This is a genomic window from Streptomyces sp. CB01373, assembly GCF_002803075.1.
Taxonomy (GTDB): Bacteria; Actinomycetota; Actinomycetes; order Streptomycetales; family Streptomycetaceae; genus Streptomyces.
The window spans coordinates 36,540-51,365 of sequence record NZ_NNBK01000030.1; the positions used below are offsets into that span (position 1 = coordinate 36,540).

Here is a 14,826-nt window from a genome sequence, read left to right on the forward strand (position 1 = left end):
AGACGTAAAGCCCCTGGTAGGAGAGGTCTCACCACAAGATCATGTCCGTAACCACCAGAGGCTTCACGTTGGTCACCTATGCTGCGCTGGTTCCGCGAGCGCGGTTGCGTGCACTGTCTGGCCCGGGACGCCGGCGTCTCGCAGGCCACCGGCTACCGCTACCTCCACGAAGGCATCGACGTCCTCGCAGGCCAGGCCCCGGACCTGCACGAAGTCCTGGACCGCTGCCGACGCCAGGGCATGACCCACGTGGTCCTCGACGGCACCCTGATCGAGTCAGACCGCCTCGCCGGGGTCCGCGACAACGGCAACGACCTCTGGTTCAGCCAGAAGCACAAGGCATTCGGCCGCAACGTGCAGTTCCTGGCCGCTCCGGACGGAGCGCCGCTATGGGTCTCCGACGTCGAGCCCGGCTCCACGCCCGACATCACGGCCGCCCGCATCCACGCCTTTCCCGCGCTGTACAAGGCTGCAGCCGAGGGGCTGCCCACCCTGGCCGACAAGGGCTACATCGGCGCCGGGATCGGCATCCTCGTCCCGGTCCGCCGTCCGAAGGGGCGATCCGAACAGGCCCTGCACGCCGACACGCGGACCACCAACAGCCTGATCAGGGACATCCGAGCTCTCGGCGAACGCGCCGCAGCCGAACTCAAGCAGCGCTGGCGCACGCTGCAACACGTCACCATCAGTCCCAGCCTGATCGGCGACATCGCCCGCGCCGCCCTCGTCCTCAACGGAATCTGGAAGTGATCACCGCTGAGAAAACGTCAGTGAGCCGGAACCCAACTCGTCCGTCACTCCAACTGTCAAACTCTCAGGTTAGGTTGGACAATGCCCGCTGTTGCCAGGCCCGATACGGATTGCGATCTTCTCGTACTGTTCATCCGTGGGCCAGTTGGACAGAGCGGATGGGGCTGCGAGTGGAGCGGCGTTTCTTCATAGGGCTGGGCAGCGGCCGGTACTGTCACCTTCCGGACGAAGAGCAACTACGTCACGTTCCTGCTGACGTATGCCTGATGACCGAACTCTTCACGGGTTTCGGGTACCAGGCGGTGCTGCCGGGACTCGGAGAGTACGACGGGGCCGATCAGATACGGCAGAAGCTGCGTCACTGGTCGGCGGATACATCTCTGACCCGTGATGACGTGGTGGTCGTGTATTTCGCGGGGCACGGGCTCGTGCAGGACCGCGACCGGCACTATCTTCTGTGCTGGGACTCCCAGGAGGATGATCCGGCCACCACTGCCCTCGCCACCGAGGATCTAGTGCGGATCCTGTGCCGAGGAGACCTGCGCCACCTCCTTCTCATCCTGGACACGTGTGCGGCCGCTGCGGGAAGCGCGGAGGCGGCCGAGGTCGCCCTGCAGTCCATCGCCTACCGATACGGGGGCACCGGAACGTCCAGCGGACTGTGGTTCCTCGCCTCCGCCCGGCGAAAGGACATCGCCGAAGACGGCGCCTTCGCGACCGCCCTGCGCGCGTCCGTAGAGATCACGACCGGTCGTACGGGGCAGCGGCAGCAGTACCTGGACCTCACCGAACTCGTCAAAGCGATCAACGAGTACTTGGACGTCGACGGGCGTGGCCAACGCGCCGAACTCGCCAGCGGCCTGGTGACCGGCTTGGCGCCCTTCCTGCCCAACCCCGGCTTCCGCGAAGAGTTGCCGCCCGTCGGTACCGACCTAGAAGTGCAGCGCCGCGTGGCCGCCCGGGATCTGACCGAGCACTTCGGCCCCCGCTCGCGTGGGGTGGAGTTCGAGTCCGAGCAGGGGCTCTACTTCAGCGGACGGGTGCGGGTGCTGACCGAACTAGTGGAATGGCTCATAGCCGAGGACGGTGACGGCAAAGGCCGGGTTATCACAGGAAGCCCCGGGTGCGGCAAATCCGCGGTGCTGGGCAGAATCGTCGCCCTATCGGACGCCCAGTACCGTGCGCGGTTCGACCTGACGGGTGTTGATCCTGCCACCGTGATCCCCGAAGGCTGCGTGACGGCCGCCGTGCATGCGCGTCACAAGCGACTGGAGGAGGTCGTCGAACGGATCGCAGCCTCTCTCGGTGTCGAAGTGGACGGCACGGCGACTCTGCTCCAGGAACTCACCCGCCGGGGCCGCCAGGGAGCACCGGTTGTTATCGTCGTCGACGCCGTCGACGAGGCGGGGTCAGACACCGCGGCCGATGCCGGCGGGCACGGCGAGCCACGCCGCATTACCCGTGAACTGCTGCGACCGATGTCGGAGATCCACGGTGTCCGCCTGGTGGTGGGCACCCGCCGTGAACTGGTGACGCCCCTGGGACCCACATTCACGTGCATCGATCTAGACCTGCCCGAGTACTGCGCCGATGAGGCGGACGTCACCGGATATGTCGCCAAGGTGCTGCTGGCGACGGAGGAACCGGAGGTTCGCACCCCTTACCGGGATTCCCCTCAGCTCGCCGAAATCGTGGCCAGGGGTGTGGCGGCCCGAGCGGACGGTGTCTATCTCTACGCCAGGACCACGGCCCGCACGCTGAGATCCGACTGCTCCGTCGTGGACGTCTCCCATCCGGGCTGGGAGAGGGCCCTGCCCAGCGAGGTGGGTGAGGCGTTTGATGATTATCTGGCCCGGTTCGGACCGGACGAGCCGCGTGTGCGCCGCATGCTGCTCCCACTCGCCTTTTCCGAGGGCAAGGGCCTTCCCCGGGGGCATGTGTGGACCACGCTCAGCTCCGTGTTCTCCGGCACTCAGTGCACGGAACAGGATGTCTCCTGGCTCCTGGACGTCGCCGGGGCCTATGTCGCAGAGGTCGTCGACGACGACCAGCGCTCGGTCTACCGGCTCTACCACAAAGCACTGGCGGAACATCTGCGCGCCACCACCGGCCAACCGGCTGCCGAGATCCAAAAAACCATCGTCGACGCCCTCGCGGCTGTCGTTCCCGCCATGCCCGGCAACGATCGACCCGACTGGTTCGCCGCGCCCCCGTACGTTCGCCGACACCTGGCCACTCACGCCGACGCGGCAGACACCCTCATCGAACTGATCGAGGACCCGGGGTTCCTGTTGGCCAGTGAACCACTCGCCTTGTTGCGGGCACTCGCCTCGATCGAGGGTGAACGCGCCAGGCGCGTGCGGACCACGTACGAGCAGGTAGCGCATCGCCTAACGGCAGACCGACCGCTCGGTGGCCGGGCGGCCGATCTGCAACTCTCGGCGCGGCGCTGCGAGGCCGACGAACTCGCGGAACGCATCGGACGGCTGGGGGTGGAACTTCCGTGGACCGCGCGCTGGGCCTGGTGGTCGGCGAGCGGTGCGCACCGGCTACTCAGTGGGCACACCAAGGGGGTCACCTGCGTGGCCGTCGGTGATCTCGACGGGAGACCCATCGCGGTGACCGGCGGTCAGGACAGTACGGCGCGGATCTGGGACCTAACAACCCAACAGCAGATCGGCGAGCCGTTACCGGTTGGCATCGCCGTCAGTGCGATCGCCATCGGAGACATGGAGGACTACACGGTCGCTCTTACCGGCGGCGTCGACGGTACGGTGCGGATCTGGGACCTGTCGGCCGGTCAGGAGTACGGGCTGCCGCTGCGGGGGCACACCAACCGAATCGAGGCGATGCGGATCGGTGCCCTGGACGGCCGGCCTGTCGTTCTCACGGCCAGTCAGGACGGCACCGCGCGGATCTGGGATCTGGTCGCCAGAAAGCAGCTCGGCTGCGATCTTGCCGCACACAAGCGCACTGTTCTGGACGCGGCTCTGGGCGATCTCGACGGGCATCCGGTCGCGGTCACCGGCGGCGAGGACAAGGCGGTCTACATCTGGGACCTGAGTGACCTGTCGACCGGTGGCGACGCTCGCATCGACGGCAGCCCTTTGATCGGCCCGGCAGAAGCGGTTACAGCGGTGTGTCTGGGCCGGTTGGACGGCCGTACGGTCGCGCTGGTCGGCGACAAGTCCGGCATGCTCAGCCTGTGGGATGTAGCCGAACGCCGCCAGATGGGCGAACAGGTGACAGCTCATCGCTATCTGACGCAAAGCGGTGTGGCCTCGGCCGTGATCGGTGATTTCCACGGCCGCTCCGTGGCCCTGACCGCAGGTGTACGTGACGCCCGGCTATGGGATTTGCGGACGCTCCGTCAACTCGGGCCGCCACTACGCGGGCACGTAAATGACATCACCGCGGCCGCCCTCACCGACAGGAGGGACACGTCGCTGGCAGTAACGGTCAGCGACGACCGCACCGCACGCATCTGGGACCTGTCGAGCGATCAGCCGGTTGACGGCCACTCCGGCCAGGTGCTCTCGGTCTTTTCCTGTGACGTACGCAGACGTCCACTGGCGGTCACCGGCGGGGACGACGGCACCGCCCGGCTATGGGACCTGCGGACCCGTCAGCAGGCCGGCCCGCCCATGGAGGGACATCGCGGCCAGGTGCGCGCCGTAGCCATGGGTGACGTCGACGGGCGTCTGGTGGCTGTCACAGGAGGTGCCGACAGCACTGTACGACTCTGGGACCCAATGCTGGGGGAATCCCTCGGCATGCCGCTGACGGGCCACACCAACGTCGTACAGTGCGTGGCCCTTGGCGTGCTGGCCAACGAGCCGGTCGTGGTCAGCGGGGGTGAGGATGGCACGGTAAGGATCTGGTCTGTACGGGCCGGGGCACTCATGGCTCCCCCGCTGTCCGGCCACATCGGCGCCGTACGCCACCTGACGGTCCGCTCAACCGCCCAGCACCTGGAGATCACCATCGCCACCTCGCTCCACCACGCCTACGTGTGGCAGGTGAACGGCGCGGGACCGCATCGGCCGAGCGGACCGACCGCACACTTCAACATCGAAGACTTGACTCCGAACGCGAGGGCAGTCGGTGTGGCCTTCCACAACGACCGTCCGGTCGTCCTCTCGACCCGCGAGGGAAACGGTCTATATGTGCACGACATCGCAACACGTGTCGCTGTCAGTGGCCCTCTGCTCGGTCACACGGCCCGCATCATGGCGGGGAACCTGGCACGCATCGGCACGCACACCCTGGTGGCGTCCGTTGCCTTCGACGACACGGCGCGTGTCTGGGACCTGGAGGCCGGTACCGCCCTGGGACCACCGCTGGACGGCATGGTCAGGCTAAGCGGTAGGGAGGACTGCCCGGCCCCAGCACTGGGGCGGGTGGACGGATGCCCGACTGCGATCACCGCCTACTCGAGTGAGGTGCGAGCGTGGGACCTGACCGCCATGCAGCCGATCGGCGAGCCGCTCTGCGGTGTGGATCACTCCCTGATCTCGGTGAATGTCGTCCCCTCCCCCGAAGGCGGCAAGACCGTTGTCACCGGAAGCAACGACGGAACGGTTCGGTTCCATGAGCTGGGCAACGGATCGCAGACAGCCGCTCACATCGCGTCGGCCGTAAGCACGGCGTTCAACGTGGCCAGCGCCCATGTGGATGGCGAAACCGTCGTCGTCCGCAGCAGCTGGACGCAGGCGGAGGCGTGGGCTCTGGAACCCCGGCGGAGGCTGGGGCGACGGTCCGGCTCTTCCTGGCGGGCGTGCTTGTATGCCCTGGACGGCAGGCCCCTCGTAGTGTCCGCTGACAACGACCATGTACTGCACGCCTGGGATCTGCGCACTCAGTCGCCGGTGTGTCCGCCGATGACCGGTCACACCGCCCAGGTGTGGGGCTTGCGAGCAGGCCGGGTCGGACACGTCGATCTCGCCGCCAGTGCCTCGGGTGACGGAACCGTCCGGCTGTGGGACCTGCGCACGGGTGAGCGGCTGTCGGAACCGATCGGCGGCCACGGCAGAGGAGCGTACAGCGTGGACTTCGCGTACCTGGGCCGCCATGTCGTAGTGGCGGGCGCCGGCGATGGACGTCTGCACTTCTGGGATCCGACGGATGGGACCGACGTCGGCGTCGAGTTGGAGCCGTTCCCGTCCGCAGTCCGTGCCCTTCGAGTGGCGGACATCAACGGAGCGCCGGCGCTGATTGCAGCCGACAGCTACGGTGTCGTGCGGGTGTGGGACATGAAGTCCGCCACTTGGTCGGCGGAACTCGACATTGGCAGCGGAGTCGCGGATGTCGCGGTGGGAGGCAACCGACTCTGCGTTGCCACCTACATGGGAGCCGTCGTGCTCGGCATCCATCTGACAGGACCCGACAGGAAACAGGGGAACGCATCGTGACTCGTGTCGTCCTCGTCCATGGCATAGCCCAGCAATTCAAAGGCAGCCAGACGCTGCTCGCAGACTGGTACCCCGCACTCTGTGATGGCGTCACCCTGGCCGGTGGGCTGGGGCCCGGCCCGGACGAGGTGGCCATGGCGTTCTACGGCGACATGTTCCGCTCTGCCGGTCATCGAGGGCTCGGCATTCCCGAACTCGACGCCGCTGACGTCGAGGAGGGCCTGGAGCGTGAACTGCTTTTCCAGTGGTGGGAAACATCGGCTCGCCTGGAGAGCCGGGTGCCAGGGCCGGAGACCGCCGCGCGCATGCGTACGCCGGACACCGTGCAGCGGGCGCTCAACGCACTGAGTCACTCGGCCTTCTTCGCTGGACTGAGCGAGCGGCTGATGATCTACAGCCTGCGACAGGTACGCCGCTACTTCACCGAGCCGGAGCTGCGTGCACGGATCCGGGACCGCTTCGCCGCCGCCGTGACCGAGAGCACGGAAGTGATCGTGGCCCATTCGCTTGGCACTGTCGTGGCCTACGAGACGCTGTGCGCGCACCCGGACTGGCCCGACCTCAAACTCGTCACCCTCGGCTCCCCGCTCGCGATACCGCGGCTGATCTTCGACCGCTTGTTGCCGAAGCCCACGCACGGGCACGGACGGTGGCCGGCTCCCGTAAGCCGTTGGACCAACGTCGCGGACCGAGGGGATGTCGTAGCTCTCGCCAAAGAACTGGCCCCGCACTTCGGAGGCCGTGTATCCGACGTCCAGGTTCACAACGGCGCCAAGGCACATGACGTCCGGCCCTACCTCACCGCTGCGGAGACAGGGCAGGCGATCAATGACGGGCTGAACAGAGCCGCCGACCGACCCTGACAATCTGCACGACGCGGTGGGCGGCGAGTTCACTCTCACCTTGGACGGCTAGCCATGTCCACCATCACGACGGCGCTGCTCATCAGCGATGTCGCACAGGCCAAAGTGGACGCCCGGCGCGCCCTGGACCTCGTTGGGTTCCTGACTGCCCGGCAGGATCTCTGCCATAGTCGCCGCCACGGACAACCTCGTGCCGGTGGCTGGCGCCGGGACGGCCCAGGTCGGCTGGGCCATCGCACTGGCGGGAGGAGACGACCTCAAGCCCGCCTAACCCCTCAGGGTGAGGGGCGAGTTGTCGTAGTCAGGCCAGCCTCCCTGGGCACGTATGCTGCGACTACGGCCATCGAGCGAAGGGAAAATGACAGGTCATGGGGCGTCAGCAATGGTGGCTCAAAAGTGGTTTGGCGGCCGTGGCCGCGCTGGCGTTGGCCGCGTGCTCACCTACCGAACAAGGGCCGGCACCCGAGGCGACAGACAATAAACCGTCCGCGCCCGCCGACATTCCAGGCGGTGAGGCCGCCGAGTCCGGCACACTGCCGGGCCTACCGACCGCGGAACAAGCCCGGACGGAGCTGGCGGGGCTGAAGGTGACGCCGCACGGCTCGATGAGCGGCTACAGCCGCGCGAAGTTCCCCCACTGGGCTCAGCAGGGTGAAAGGTGTGACACCCGGGAGACGGTGCTGGAGCGGGACGGTACGGGGGTGCAGCGCGACGAGGAGTGCCGGGCGGTGTCCGGGCGCTGGACGAGCGCGTACGACGACAAGACGTTCACTAATGCCTCCGACCTCGACATCGACCACATGGTGCCGCTGGCGAACGCGTGGCGCTCCGGTGCCAGCGAGTGGACGCAGGAGAAGCGGAAGGCGTTCGCGAACGACCTGACGCACCCGCAGCTGCTGGCCGTCTCCGCGGCGTCGAACCGGTCCAAGGGCGACCAGGGCCCGGACGAGTGGCAGCCGCCGTCCAAGCCCTACTGGTGTACCTATGCCCGGGCGTGGGTGTCGGTGAAGGCGACGTATGAGCTGTCGGTGACCGAGGCCGAGAAGAACACGCTCACCGACATGCTGGGCACCTGTCCCTCATGAGCGACCACGACCCACAGCAGGAACGGCTCGTCGACGAGGTGAAAGCCGGGCCCGGTGGCGCGATGACCGACGAGGTCGGCGTCATCACCGGCGACCTCACCATCGCCACCAGCCTCCTGCCCGACGGGCGCGCCGGCATCGCGATCCAGTACACGGAAGCCGACGAGTGGTACACCCTCACCGGCAGCCCCGCCTTGGTGCCGCCGGAAGGCATGGCCGCACTCCATGAGCAGGTACTGGAACGGGTCCGTCGCGGCGGCGGAGCCGAAGCACCCCGCTGATCCCGCACAACCGTCGTCCCTGAAGGCACAACCGGCGTCTTCAGCTTGCTAGCCCACGACCACGATCACGCGAGGGCAAGCTGCCGCTTGCGCAGGCCTTCAGTAGGGCTCCCGGTCCGTGCTGGCTGCTGAAACATGGCGCCGGGGGTGCGGCCGGTCGGGCGTATCGCGTGCGGGAGGCCGTAGCCGGTGCTCACTCGGCCGATGCACAGCAAGGGGCGAAGCCGAAGGCTGGGGTTTAGCGTTCGGGTAGTGCCTTGCGCTGACAGGACGCATGGCCGGGGCGGCCCCGCACTCCGCGCACTGGACAGGGGCCGCCCTGTAAGTTCAGCGCACGCGCTTCCTCAGCCTGAGGAGGTCGGCTGTGTCCATCACGGACGATCTCGGCCGGCGCATGCCGATCCGCCAGGCGCCTCCTCGGCCTCCGCCGCCTGAGGCCACTGAGCATCCGCCTCACGCGGCAGCAAGAGGCTCTCGTGAGGAGGTTGCGAGACTTCGCAAGGCTCTCGAAATCGCACAGAGTGAGAACCTCGACCAGCGTAGGCGCCTGGCCCACTACGAGGCCGGCTTAGGCCACAGCGGAGGCGGCGGGGAAGGTGCAAGCAGCTTTTCGCCGGAGCCAGACACCCCATTCAGTGCGGTGCCGGTGCCGGGTCCAGGGCGTTGCCGACGGTGCAGCAGCTCTCTCCGGGCATCTGCTGGATCCGGGGCGGCGCCCACACCTTGGTGGCGCCGGGGCTCAGGTGCGCGGCTTGCGGTTTCTCGGCGGCGCGCAGCGCGATGAGGGTCTTGCGGGTACCGCATGCACGGACGATGTGTCCGCGGGTGCGGGGGGGGCGTTTCGGCTCGGCCGGGTGGGCCAGTCGGCGGATCAGGCCCGGCCCACGCATTCGGTCCGCCGACCTGAGCTGCTCCACGGTGGGCGCTGCTGAAGATCGGCAGCGTTGCAGAGCAACGCTCTGGCAACAGGCCAGCTATCAAGCTCTTGACCAGCCAGGAGTGACCCGTGAACGGCGACAACGCCTACGCAACAGGCAGTCTGTACTGCCCCGCTTTCGGATCGTGGACTGCAACACCTCTGTCTTCGTTCATCCTGGTTTCTCCATCCGCAATCGGCCGGATGGGAAACAAGTCCTGTCGCACAGCGGCGGGTTGGATGAATGGAGAGCACGGTGGACCGTCCTCTGCTGTCACTGAGGTCAGCCCTGGTATTTCTGCTCGCCAGCGCCCTCCAGCCGCCAAACACCGTTGGCGCCAGCACGGTCGAGGAGGAGAGCAATGGGTGAACTGCGACCTCTGGGAGACGACCTCAACGATGCTTCGCGGGCGTTGGCCGAGGCGTTGCGCGAGCTCTTCGAGAGCCTTCACCTGTCCGTCCGTCGGTACGCGGCCCGGCGCAGACTCGATCCGGGCACGGTCTCGCGCTACCTGAACGGCACCCGGTTACCTCCGTGGCAGGTAATCAGCGACCTCTTCACCGATGTGGCCGAGCATCGTGGGACCGCAGTCACCACCGAGGCCATCGAGTTGGTACGGAGCCTGTACGGATCGGCGGTAGACGCCGCATCGTCCCCCAAGCACGCGGTGGAGATCCTGGAGCAGCAGCTGGCTGACGCCGACCATGTCTCCCGGCGGTCCAGCGTCCGCGGCGACGTCCTGGGCGATGCGCTGTTGGACCGGACGCAGCGCATCGCCGACCTGGAGACGCGGCTCAACCAGTTGGAGGCTGACCGCAACCTGCTGGCGATGACTGCAGTTCTGGCGACGCTCGAGCATCGACGATAAGGATCTTCGGCATGTCCTGCGGCCCCGCCGGTAGTACAGCCGCTGCGGGCCCGCAGATGGGCGGGAGCACGCGGCGGGGCCGGGGTCGCCGTTGGCCGGCCAACTCGCGAACACGGCTCACACGCGGTCCGCTGCGATCAGGACGTACTGGAAGGAGCCGTTTCGGTACGATTCGATGAATGCCTCTTCGATCCCGGTGACCAGCGAGGATGTGGCTCGGAGCTCCCAGTAGGGCAGGGTGTCGGGGGTGAGGTCGACGATGGTCTGCGGGACGAGCCGGTTGTCGGCCATGGCGCGCAGGTACTCCCGGCGGGAGTGGATGTTGCACTCGAAGTGTGCATTGATCTGGGAGACCCATTTCGAAGGCTGGCCGTAGCGGGGGTTCCAGCAGCCGGTGACCGTCACGTACCGGCCGCCCACCTTCAGGAAGCGGGAGTGCTCGGCGAACAGGTCGTGCAGGTCGACGTACATGGTCGACTCGTTGTTCCACGAGGCGGCAATGCTGCCCTTGTCGAAGGGTGTGTCGAGCATGTTGCACACGCGGGAGCGAACGTGGTCTGCGATGCCCAGTTCCCGTGCGCGCTTGTTGCCGAAGTCGGCCTGGGTCACGGACAGCGTGACGCCTTCGACGTTGCAGCCGAAGCGGTGGTGGGCCATCACCATGGTTCCCCCGCGCCCGCAGCCGGCGTCGACGAGGGTGTCGCCCGGCTGAATGGGCCCGAGATGGTCCAGAAGCAACTCTGCCTGTGCGGACTCCAGCCGGTGCAGCTCCGCGATGAGGTTCTTTTCGTGCTCGCTGTGGGCCGGGTCGCCGAGTGCGTCGTGGTCCACGGCGCCGATGCCGTAGTGGTGGTGGTAGAGCCCGTCCACGTCACCGAGGCAGAGGTTGACCGGTCGTGCCTCGTTGTTCCAGTACCGGGCGATGTCCCCCTGGTAGGGCGTCGCCGGGGCCGGGATCTTCGCGGTGCCGGTGGAGGTCATGTCAGTGGTCACAGAGAGGTCCGTTTCCTTACCAGAAGTCGGGCAGGCTGTAGCGGTAGGTGTTGGTGCGGTGCCAGTCGTGGTTGCCGTCGACCCAGGCGGCCACGCCCCTGAGGAAGCGCAGCACGGTGGGCACGGGGCAGGCTTTGGCGAGGTTGGCCGCGGCGGCCTCGAAGGCGTGCATCAGCTCGTTGTGGATCTCGACGGCCTTCAGATAGGCGTCGCGGTGGGAGAGCTGCTCGCGTTCCGCGATGACCACGGGCAGATTCAGGTGCCGACCTGGGCTGTTGAGTTCCTTGGTGTACGAGTAGAGGTCGTTGACGATGGTGGTGGCGTTGCCCGCGAGGGTGATGACCCGCTGCATGTCGGGTCGGGCGTGCAGGTCGGCGGGCAGTTCGTAGCCGCCGACTGTGTCGGTGATCGTGGGGCATGGCCGGAAGTTGTTGAACTGGCGCATTGCCAGGTACTCCCACGCCTCCGGGATGTGATCCGTCTCTGCCCAAGCGGCCTCGGCGAGGTAGCCCAGGTGGAGCCGGGCCATGTCGTGCCGGTAGCGGTCGGCCTGGGAGGGCGTGGCGAAGCTGACGAAGTAGTCCATCGCGCTGTGGTAGGCCCGACGCGGGGCGTCCGAAGTGAGCGACTTCTGCCATGCCGGCGTGTACTCGGCAGTGGTATGGAGGTGGTCGAGCGCGGTGTGTGCGAGGAGGATGCGCCCGCCGAGACCGACGGGTGATCCGCCGTGGTCCTCACAGTAGCAGTCGTCCAGGGCGTTCTCTGCGACCATCAGGCGGGTGGCGAGCATCAGATGGTCGACCGTGGGTGCGTCGGGATGGCAGCCGACCATGTAGCGGCCCACGGAGAAGCCGTCGAACTGCCCCTCCCATTCCTCGGGGTAGAGCTGGATCTCGTCTTCGGCCCAGCGCTTGATCCGGCGGCTCACCTCCTCGACTCGTACGGGGTCGGGCTCCGGGACGGGGTGGTGGTAGAGGCCGGGGACGGCTTGTCCCTCGGCGGGCGACGCTGCCACCGCGGGCGTCGGATCCGGCAACAGGGGTTCATCTCTTCGGGTCAGGGAGAGGGCACTCGTGCCCAATCCGGTTGGCCCGCGCAGGATCCGCTGCAGCGCTGAACTCGTCGCTGTGGCCTCACGCGTGTACGCAGGGGCGGCCGCCGGGGGCGGTGACGGGGCGGGAATCGCGACGGGCGGATGCAATGCCGCCAAAAAATCGGCGGCGGACGACCGGGCCGGAGCACCCGGGGTGGTCGTTGCGGCGGCGTCCGGTACGGCTGTATGTGCGGCCGCGTCCGGTACGGCTGAAGGCGGCGTCGGCCGCGAGTGGTGAGAGGGTGGTCCGAGGGACCCGGAATTGGGCATCGACGGCTCCTTGGTGCGGTGAGGTGGGCGTTGCGTTGTCCGAGCGGCCCAAGGGGGCAGGGCATGCCGCGCGGCCCCGCGTTTCAGTGCGGCCGGGGAGCGATCTGCACGTTCTCCATCACGCCAAGAGCGTCGGGCAACAACACCGCGGCGGAGTAGTAGGTGGTGACGAGGTAGGAGATGATCGCCTGCTCGTTGATGCCCGCGAACCGCACGGACAGGCCCGGTTCGTACTCGTCGGGCAGTCCCGTCTGCCGCAGACCGATGACGCCCTGGCTGTCTTCCCCCGTACGCATAGCGATGATGGAACTGGTCTGTTCCTTGCTGATCGGGATCTTGTTGCAGGGCAGGATGGGGACGCCACGCCAAGCGGGGACCGACTGTCCGCCGAGGTCGACGTGGTCGGGGTAGAGACCGCAGGCGTTGAAGCCGCGTGCGATGGCGGCGATGGTCCGGGGATGGGCGAGGAAGAGTTTGGTGCCGCGCCTGCGGCAGAGCAGATCGTCCATGTCGTCCGGGGTCGGCGGGCCGGAGCGGGGCTGGATGCGCTGCTTGAAGTCGGCGTTGTGCAGCAGCCCGAACTCGCGGTTGTTGACCAGTTCGTATTCCTGGCGCTCACGCAGGGCCTCAGCGGTCAGCCTGAGTTGCTGCTCCGTCTGGTTCATCGGCCCGTTGTAGAGGTCGGCGACCCGGGTGTGAATCCTCAGAACGGTCTGAGCGACGGAGAGTTCGTACTCGCGGGGCTTCAGCTCGTAGTCGACGAAGGTGCCGGGCAAGTCGACCTCACCGACATGGCCGGCCGACAGTGCGATCTCCGCCTCACCGTGCTTGTTCTGCCGCTTCCGGCTGCGGGAGCGGTACCCGTCGACGTGGCTCTGCAGCTGAGGCGCGGAGGCCACAACGGCGGCGAAGTCGGTGCGTGAGAGCGTGAGCAGGGTGCCTGCGGTTTGTGCGGTGAAGGTGCAGTTGTGGCGGGCGTCGGGGTCCAGCAGGGCGGCGCTTGCACCGAAGTGCTCGCCGTCGGCGAGGACCGCGATGGCGGTCTCTTCGCCGTACTCTCCCTCGGAGGTTTGGTTGATACGGCCGTGGGCGATCAGGTGGATCCGGTCGGCGGGGCTGCCTCGCTCGGCGAGGACGTCGCCTGCCGCAAAGTCGTGCTGTGTGCAGCGGTCCGCCAGGGCGGTCAGGACGTCAGTGTCCTCGAAGCCGCGCAGCAGGGCCAGTTCGCCGAGCTCCCGCGGGATCACCCGGACCGTGGCGCCCTCCTGCACGAACTCGATGCGCCCGTCGCCCACGGTATGGCGCAGCCGTCGGTTGACCCGGTAGGCGCCTCCTTTGGTCTCGACCCAGGGCAGCATCCGCAGCAGCCACCGAGAGGTGATCTCCTGCATCTGCGGGACGGATTTCGTGGTCGTGGCGAGGTTGCGGGCGGCGGCGGTACTCAGGGACTGCTGCGGGGCCGTGGTCTGAGTTTCCGAACTGCTGTCGACGGTCATCGAATGCAGCTTCTCCTTGCACGACAGGGCGTCCGGCACACAAAGGTGCGCCGACCGGGAGACAGGGAGGAGTGGGCAACGAGCGGGGGAGCCAGAGACTCCGTCCACCACCAGCAAGCTAGCCGCCGAAGGGCTCCCGTCCATCAAGTAGACGAGATGCTTACCTCGAAACAGTGACAACCCACTGCAGGCGGTTTAACGGCCGGTGATGTAACAGCGCCTAGTACTCCAGCCAGACCCTCTGAACGGAAAATCCCAGATCAGCCGGGCAGGCGGCAGCGTCCATTCGGCGTCAGCCGGGCGGACGGGCTTGGAGCGGTTGTGGTGCTCAGCCCACAGCTTCCATGGGGGTGAGGGCGACCTGGTGGCCAAGGGCCTGGAGCTGGCGCACGAGGGCTTGGGTCTTGCGGACGGGGTTGACCAGGCGTTGGTGATGGTCGGGCCCGAGGTCTTCGAAGCGGGCGGCGGGATCGTTGATGATGTGCCAGACGATCACCAGCATGGACCGGGCCACCGCGACGATGGCCTTCTTGTGTCCCCGGTGTTTGACGAGTCTGCGGTAGCGGGCTCCGAGGAAGGTGTCGGTCCGGGCCGCGGCCATCGCCGCTTCACCGATCATCCCCTTGCGCCACGGGTTGCCGTGCCCGGCACACGGGCCGACACCGCGCCACCCGCCCAACATGCCAGCTCCGCACGCTCCTCGGCAGACAGCACGACTTCGACTGCACGAGGACCCCGAGACGCCATGAAATTAGCTTACAGACTTAAGAGCCACCATTTCAGGCGCATCACACTAACG

The 14,826-nt window shown here is 67.2% G+C and carries 10 protein-coding genes and 1 pseudogene; 6 read left to right on the plus strand and 5 right to left on the minus strand.

The features are described from left to right. Positions 1-78: 78 nt before the first annotated feature. From CG719_RS34140 to CG719_RS34160, 5 genes are all read left to right on the plus strand, one after another. The gene (locus tag CG719_RS34140) at positions 79-750 is read left to right on the plus strand and encodes a transposase family protein (RefSeq protein ID WP_199836888.1); all 672 of its coding nucleotides are present in this window, start codon (positions 79-81) and stop codon (positions 748-750) included. Between the two features lie 158 nt (positions 751-908). Then, positions 909-6,161 (plus strand): caspase family protein, encoded by a 5,253-nt coding sequence (locus tag CG719_RS34145; RefSeq protein WP_100572586.1) that lies wholly within the window; start codon positions 909-911, stop codon positions 6,159-6,161. Beyond that, on the plus strand, positions 6,158-7,024 hold the full coding sequence (locus tag CG719_RS34150) for a hypothetical protein (protein WP_100572587.1): 867 nt from the start codon (positions 6,158-6,160) through the stop codon (positions 7,022-7,024). Before CG719_RS34145 ends, CG719_RS34150 begins: the two co-directional genes overlap by 4 nt. A gap of 368 nt (positions 7,025-7,392) precedes the next feature. Continuing rightward, a complete protein-coding gene (locus CG719_RS34155; RefSeq protein WP_100572588.1) occupies positions 7,393-8,109 on the plus strand; it encodes an HNH endonuclease family protein in 717 nt (238 codons plus the stop codon). Next, positions 8,106-8,390 carry a hypothetical protein gene (locus tag CG719_RS34160; protein ID WP_100572589.1) on the plus strand — a complete coding sequence of 95 codons (285 nt, stop codon included), beginning with the start codon at positions 8,106-8,108 and terminating at the stop codon, positions 8,388-8,390. Before CG719_RS34155 ends, CG719_RS34160 begins: the two co-directional genes overlap by 4 nt. A 632-nt stretch (positions 8,391-9,022) precedes the next feature. On the opposite strand, the gene CG719_RS36035 is transcribed toward CG719_RS34160, so the two are convergent. Continuing rightward, positions 9,023-9,280: a hypothetical protein gene (locus CG719_RS36035; RefSeq protein WP_199836889.1), complete on the minus strand. Its 258-nt coding sequence runs from the start codon at positions 9,278-9,280 to the stop codon at positions 9,023-9,025. A gap of 388 nt (positions 9,281-9,668) precedes the next feature. On the opposite strand from CG719_RS36035, the pseudogene CG719_RS34170 reads away from it, so the two are divergent. Further along, positions 9,669-10,121, plus strand: a pseudogene (locus CG719_RS34170) (response regulator); the annotation flags it as partial. 171 nt (positions 10,122-10,292) lie between these two features. Here the strand turns inward: CG719_RS34170 and CG719_RS34175 are convergent. From CG719_RS34175 to CG719_RS34190, 4 genes are all read right to left on the minus strand, one after another. Continuing rightward, positions 10,293-11,156: a geranyl diphosphate 2-C-methyltransferase gene (locus CG719_RS34175; RefSeq protein ID WP_100572590.1), complete on the minus strand. Its 864-nt coding sequence runs from the start codon at positions 11,154-11,156 to the stop codon at positions 10,293-10,295. A 28-nt stretch (positions 11,157-11,184) separates the two neighbouring features. Then, positions 11,185-12,531 (minus strand): family 2 encapsulin nanocompartment cargo protein terpene cyclase, encoded by a 1,347-nt coding sequence (locus CG719_RS34180; protein ID WP_100572591.1) that lies wholly within the window; start codon positions 12,529-12,531, stop codon positions 11,185-11,187. Between the two features lie 83 nt (positions 12,532-12,614). Next, positions 12,615-14,027, minus strand: a complete 1,413-nt coding sequence (locus tag CG719_RS34185; RefSeq protein ID WP_100572592.1) for a family 2B encapsulin nanocompartment shell protein — start codon at positions 14,025-14,027, stop codon at positions 12,615-12,617. A 328-nt stretch (positions 14,028-14,355) separates the two neighbouring features. After that, on the minus strand, positions 14,356-14,646 hold the full coding sequence (locus CG719_RS34190) for a hypothetical protein (protein ID WP_159025023.1): 291 nt from the start codon (positions 14,644-14,646) through the stop codon (positions 14,356-14,358). Between the last annotated feature and the right edge of the window lie 180 nt (positions 14,647-14,826).

Excerpts from the sequence above, each read along its gene's own strand:
- CG719_RS34140 (WP_199836888.1), top strand. The coding sequence starts at position 79 with ATGCTGCGCTGGTTCCGCGAGCGCGGTTGCGTGCACTGTCTGGCCCGG.
- CG719_RS34145 (WP_100572586.1), top strand. The coding sequence starts at position 909 with ATGGGGCTGCGAGTGGAGCGGCGTTTCTTCATAGGGCTGGGCAGCGGC.
- CG719_RS34155 (WP_100572588.1), top strand. The coding sequence starts at position 7,393 with ATGGGGCGTCAGCAATGGTGGCTCAAAAGTGGTTTGGCGGCCGTGGCC.
- CG719_RS34160 (WP_100572589.1), top strand. The coding sequence starts at position 8,106 with ATGAGCGACCACGACCCACAGCAGGAACGGCTCGTCGACGAGGTGAAA.
- CG719_RS36035 (WP_199836889.1), bottom strand. The coding sequence starts at position 9,280 with ATGCGTGGGCCGGGCCTGATCCGCCGACTGGCCCACCCGGCCGAGCCG.
- CG719_RS34175 (WP_100572590.1), bottom strand. The coding sequence starts at position 11,156 with ATGACCTCCACCGGCACCGCGAAGATCCCGGCCCCGGCGACGCCCTAC.
- CG719_RS34180 (WP_100572591.1), bottom strand. The coding sequence starts at position 12,531 with ATGCCCAATTCCGGGTCCCTCGGACCACCCTCTCACCACTCGCGGCCG.
- CG719_RS34185 (WP_100572592.1), bottom strand. The coding sequence starts at position 14,027 with ATGACCGTCGACAGCAGTTCGGAAACTCAGACCACGGCCCCGCAGCAG.
- CG719_RS34190 (WP_159025023.1), bottom strand. The coding sequence starts at position 14,646 with ATGATCGGTGAAGCGGCGATGGCCGCGGCCCGGACCGACACCTTCCTC.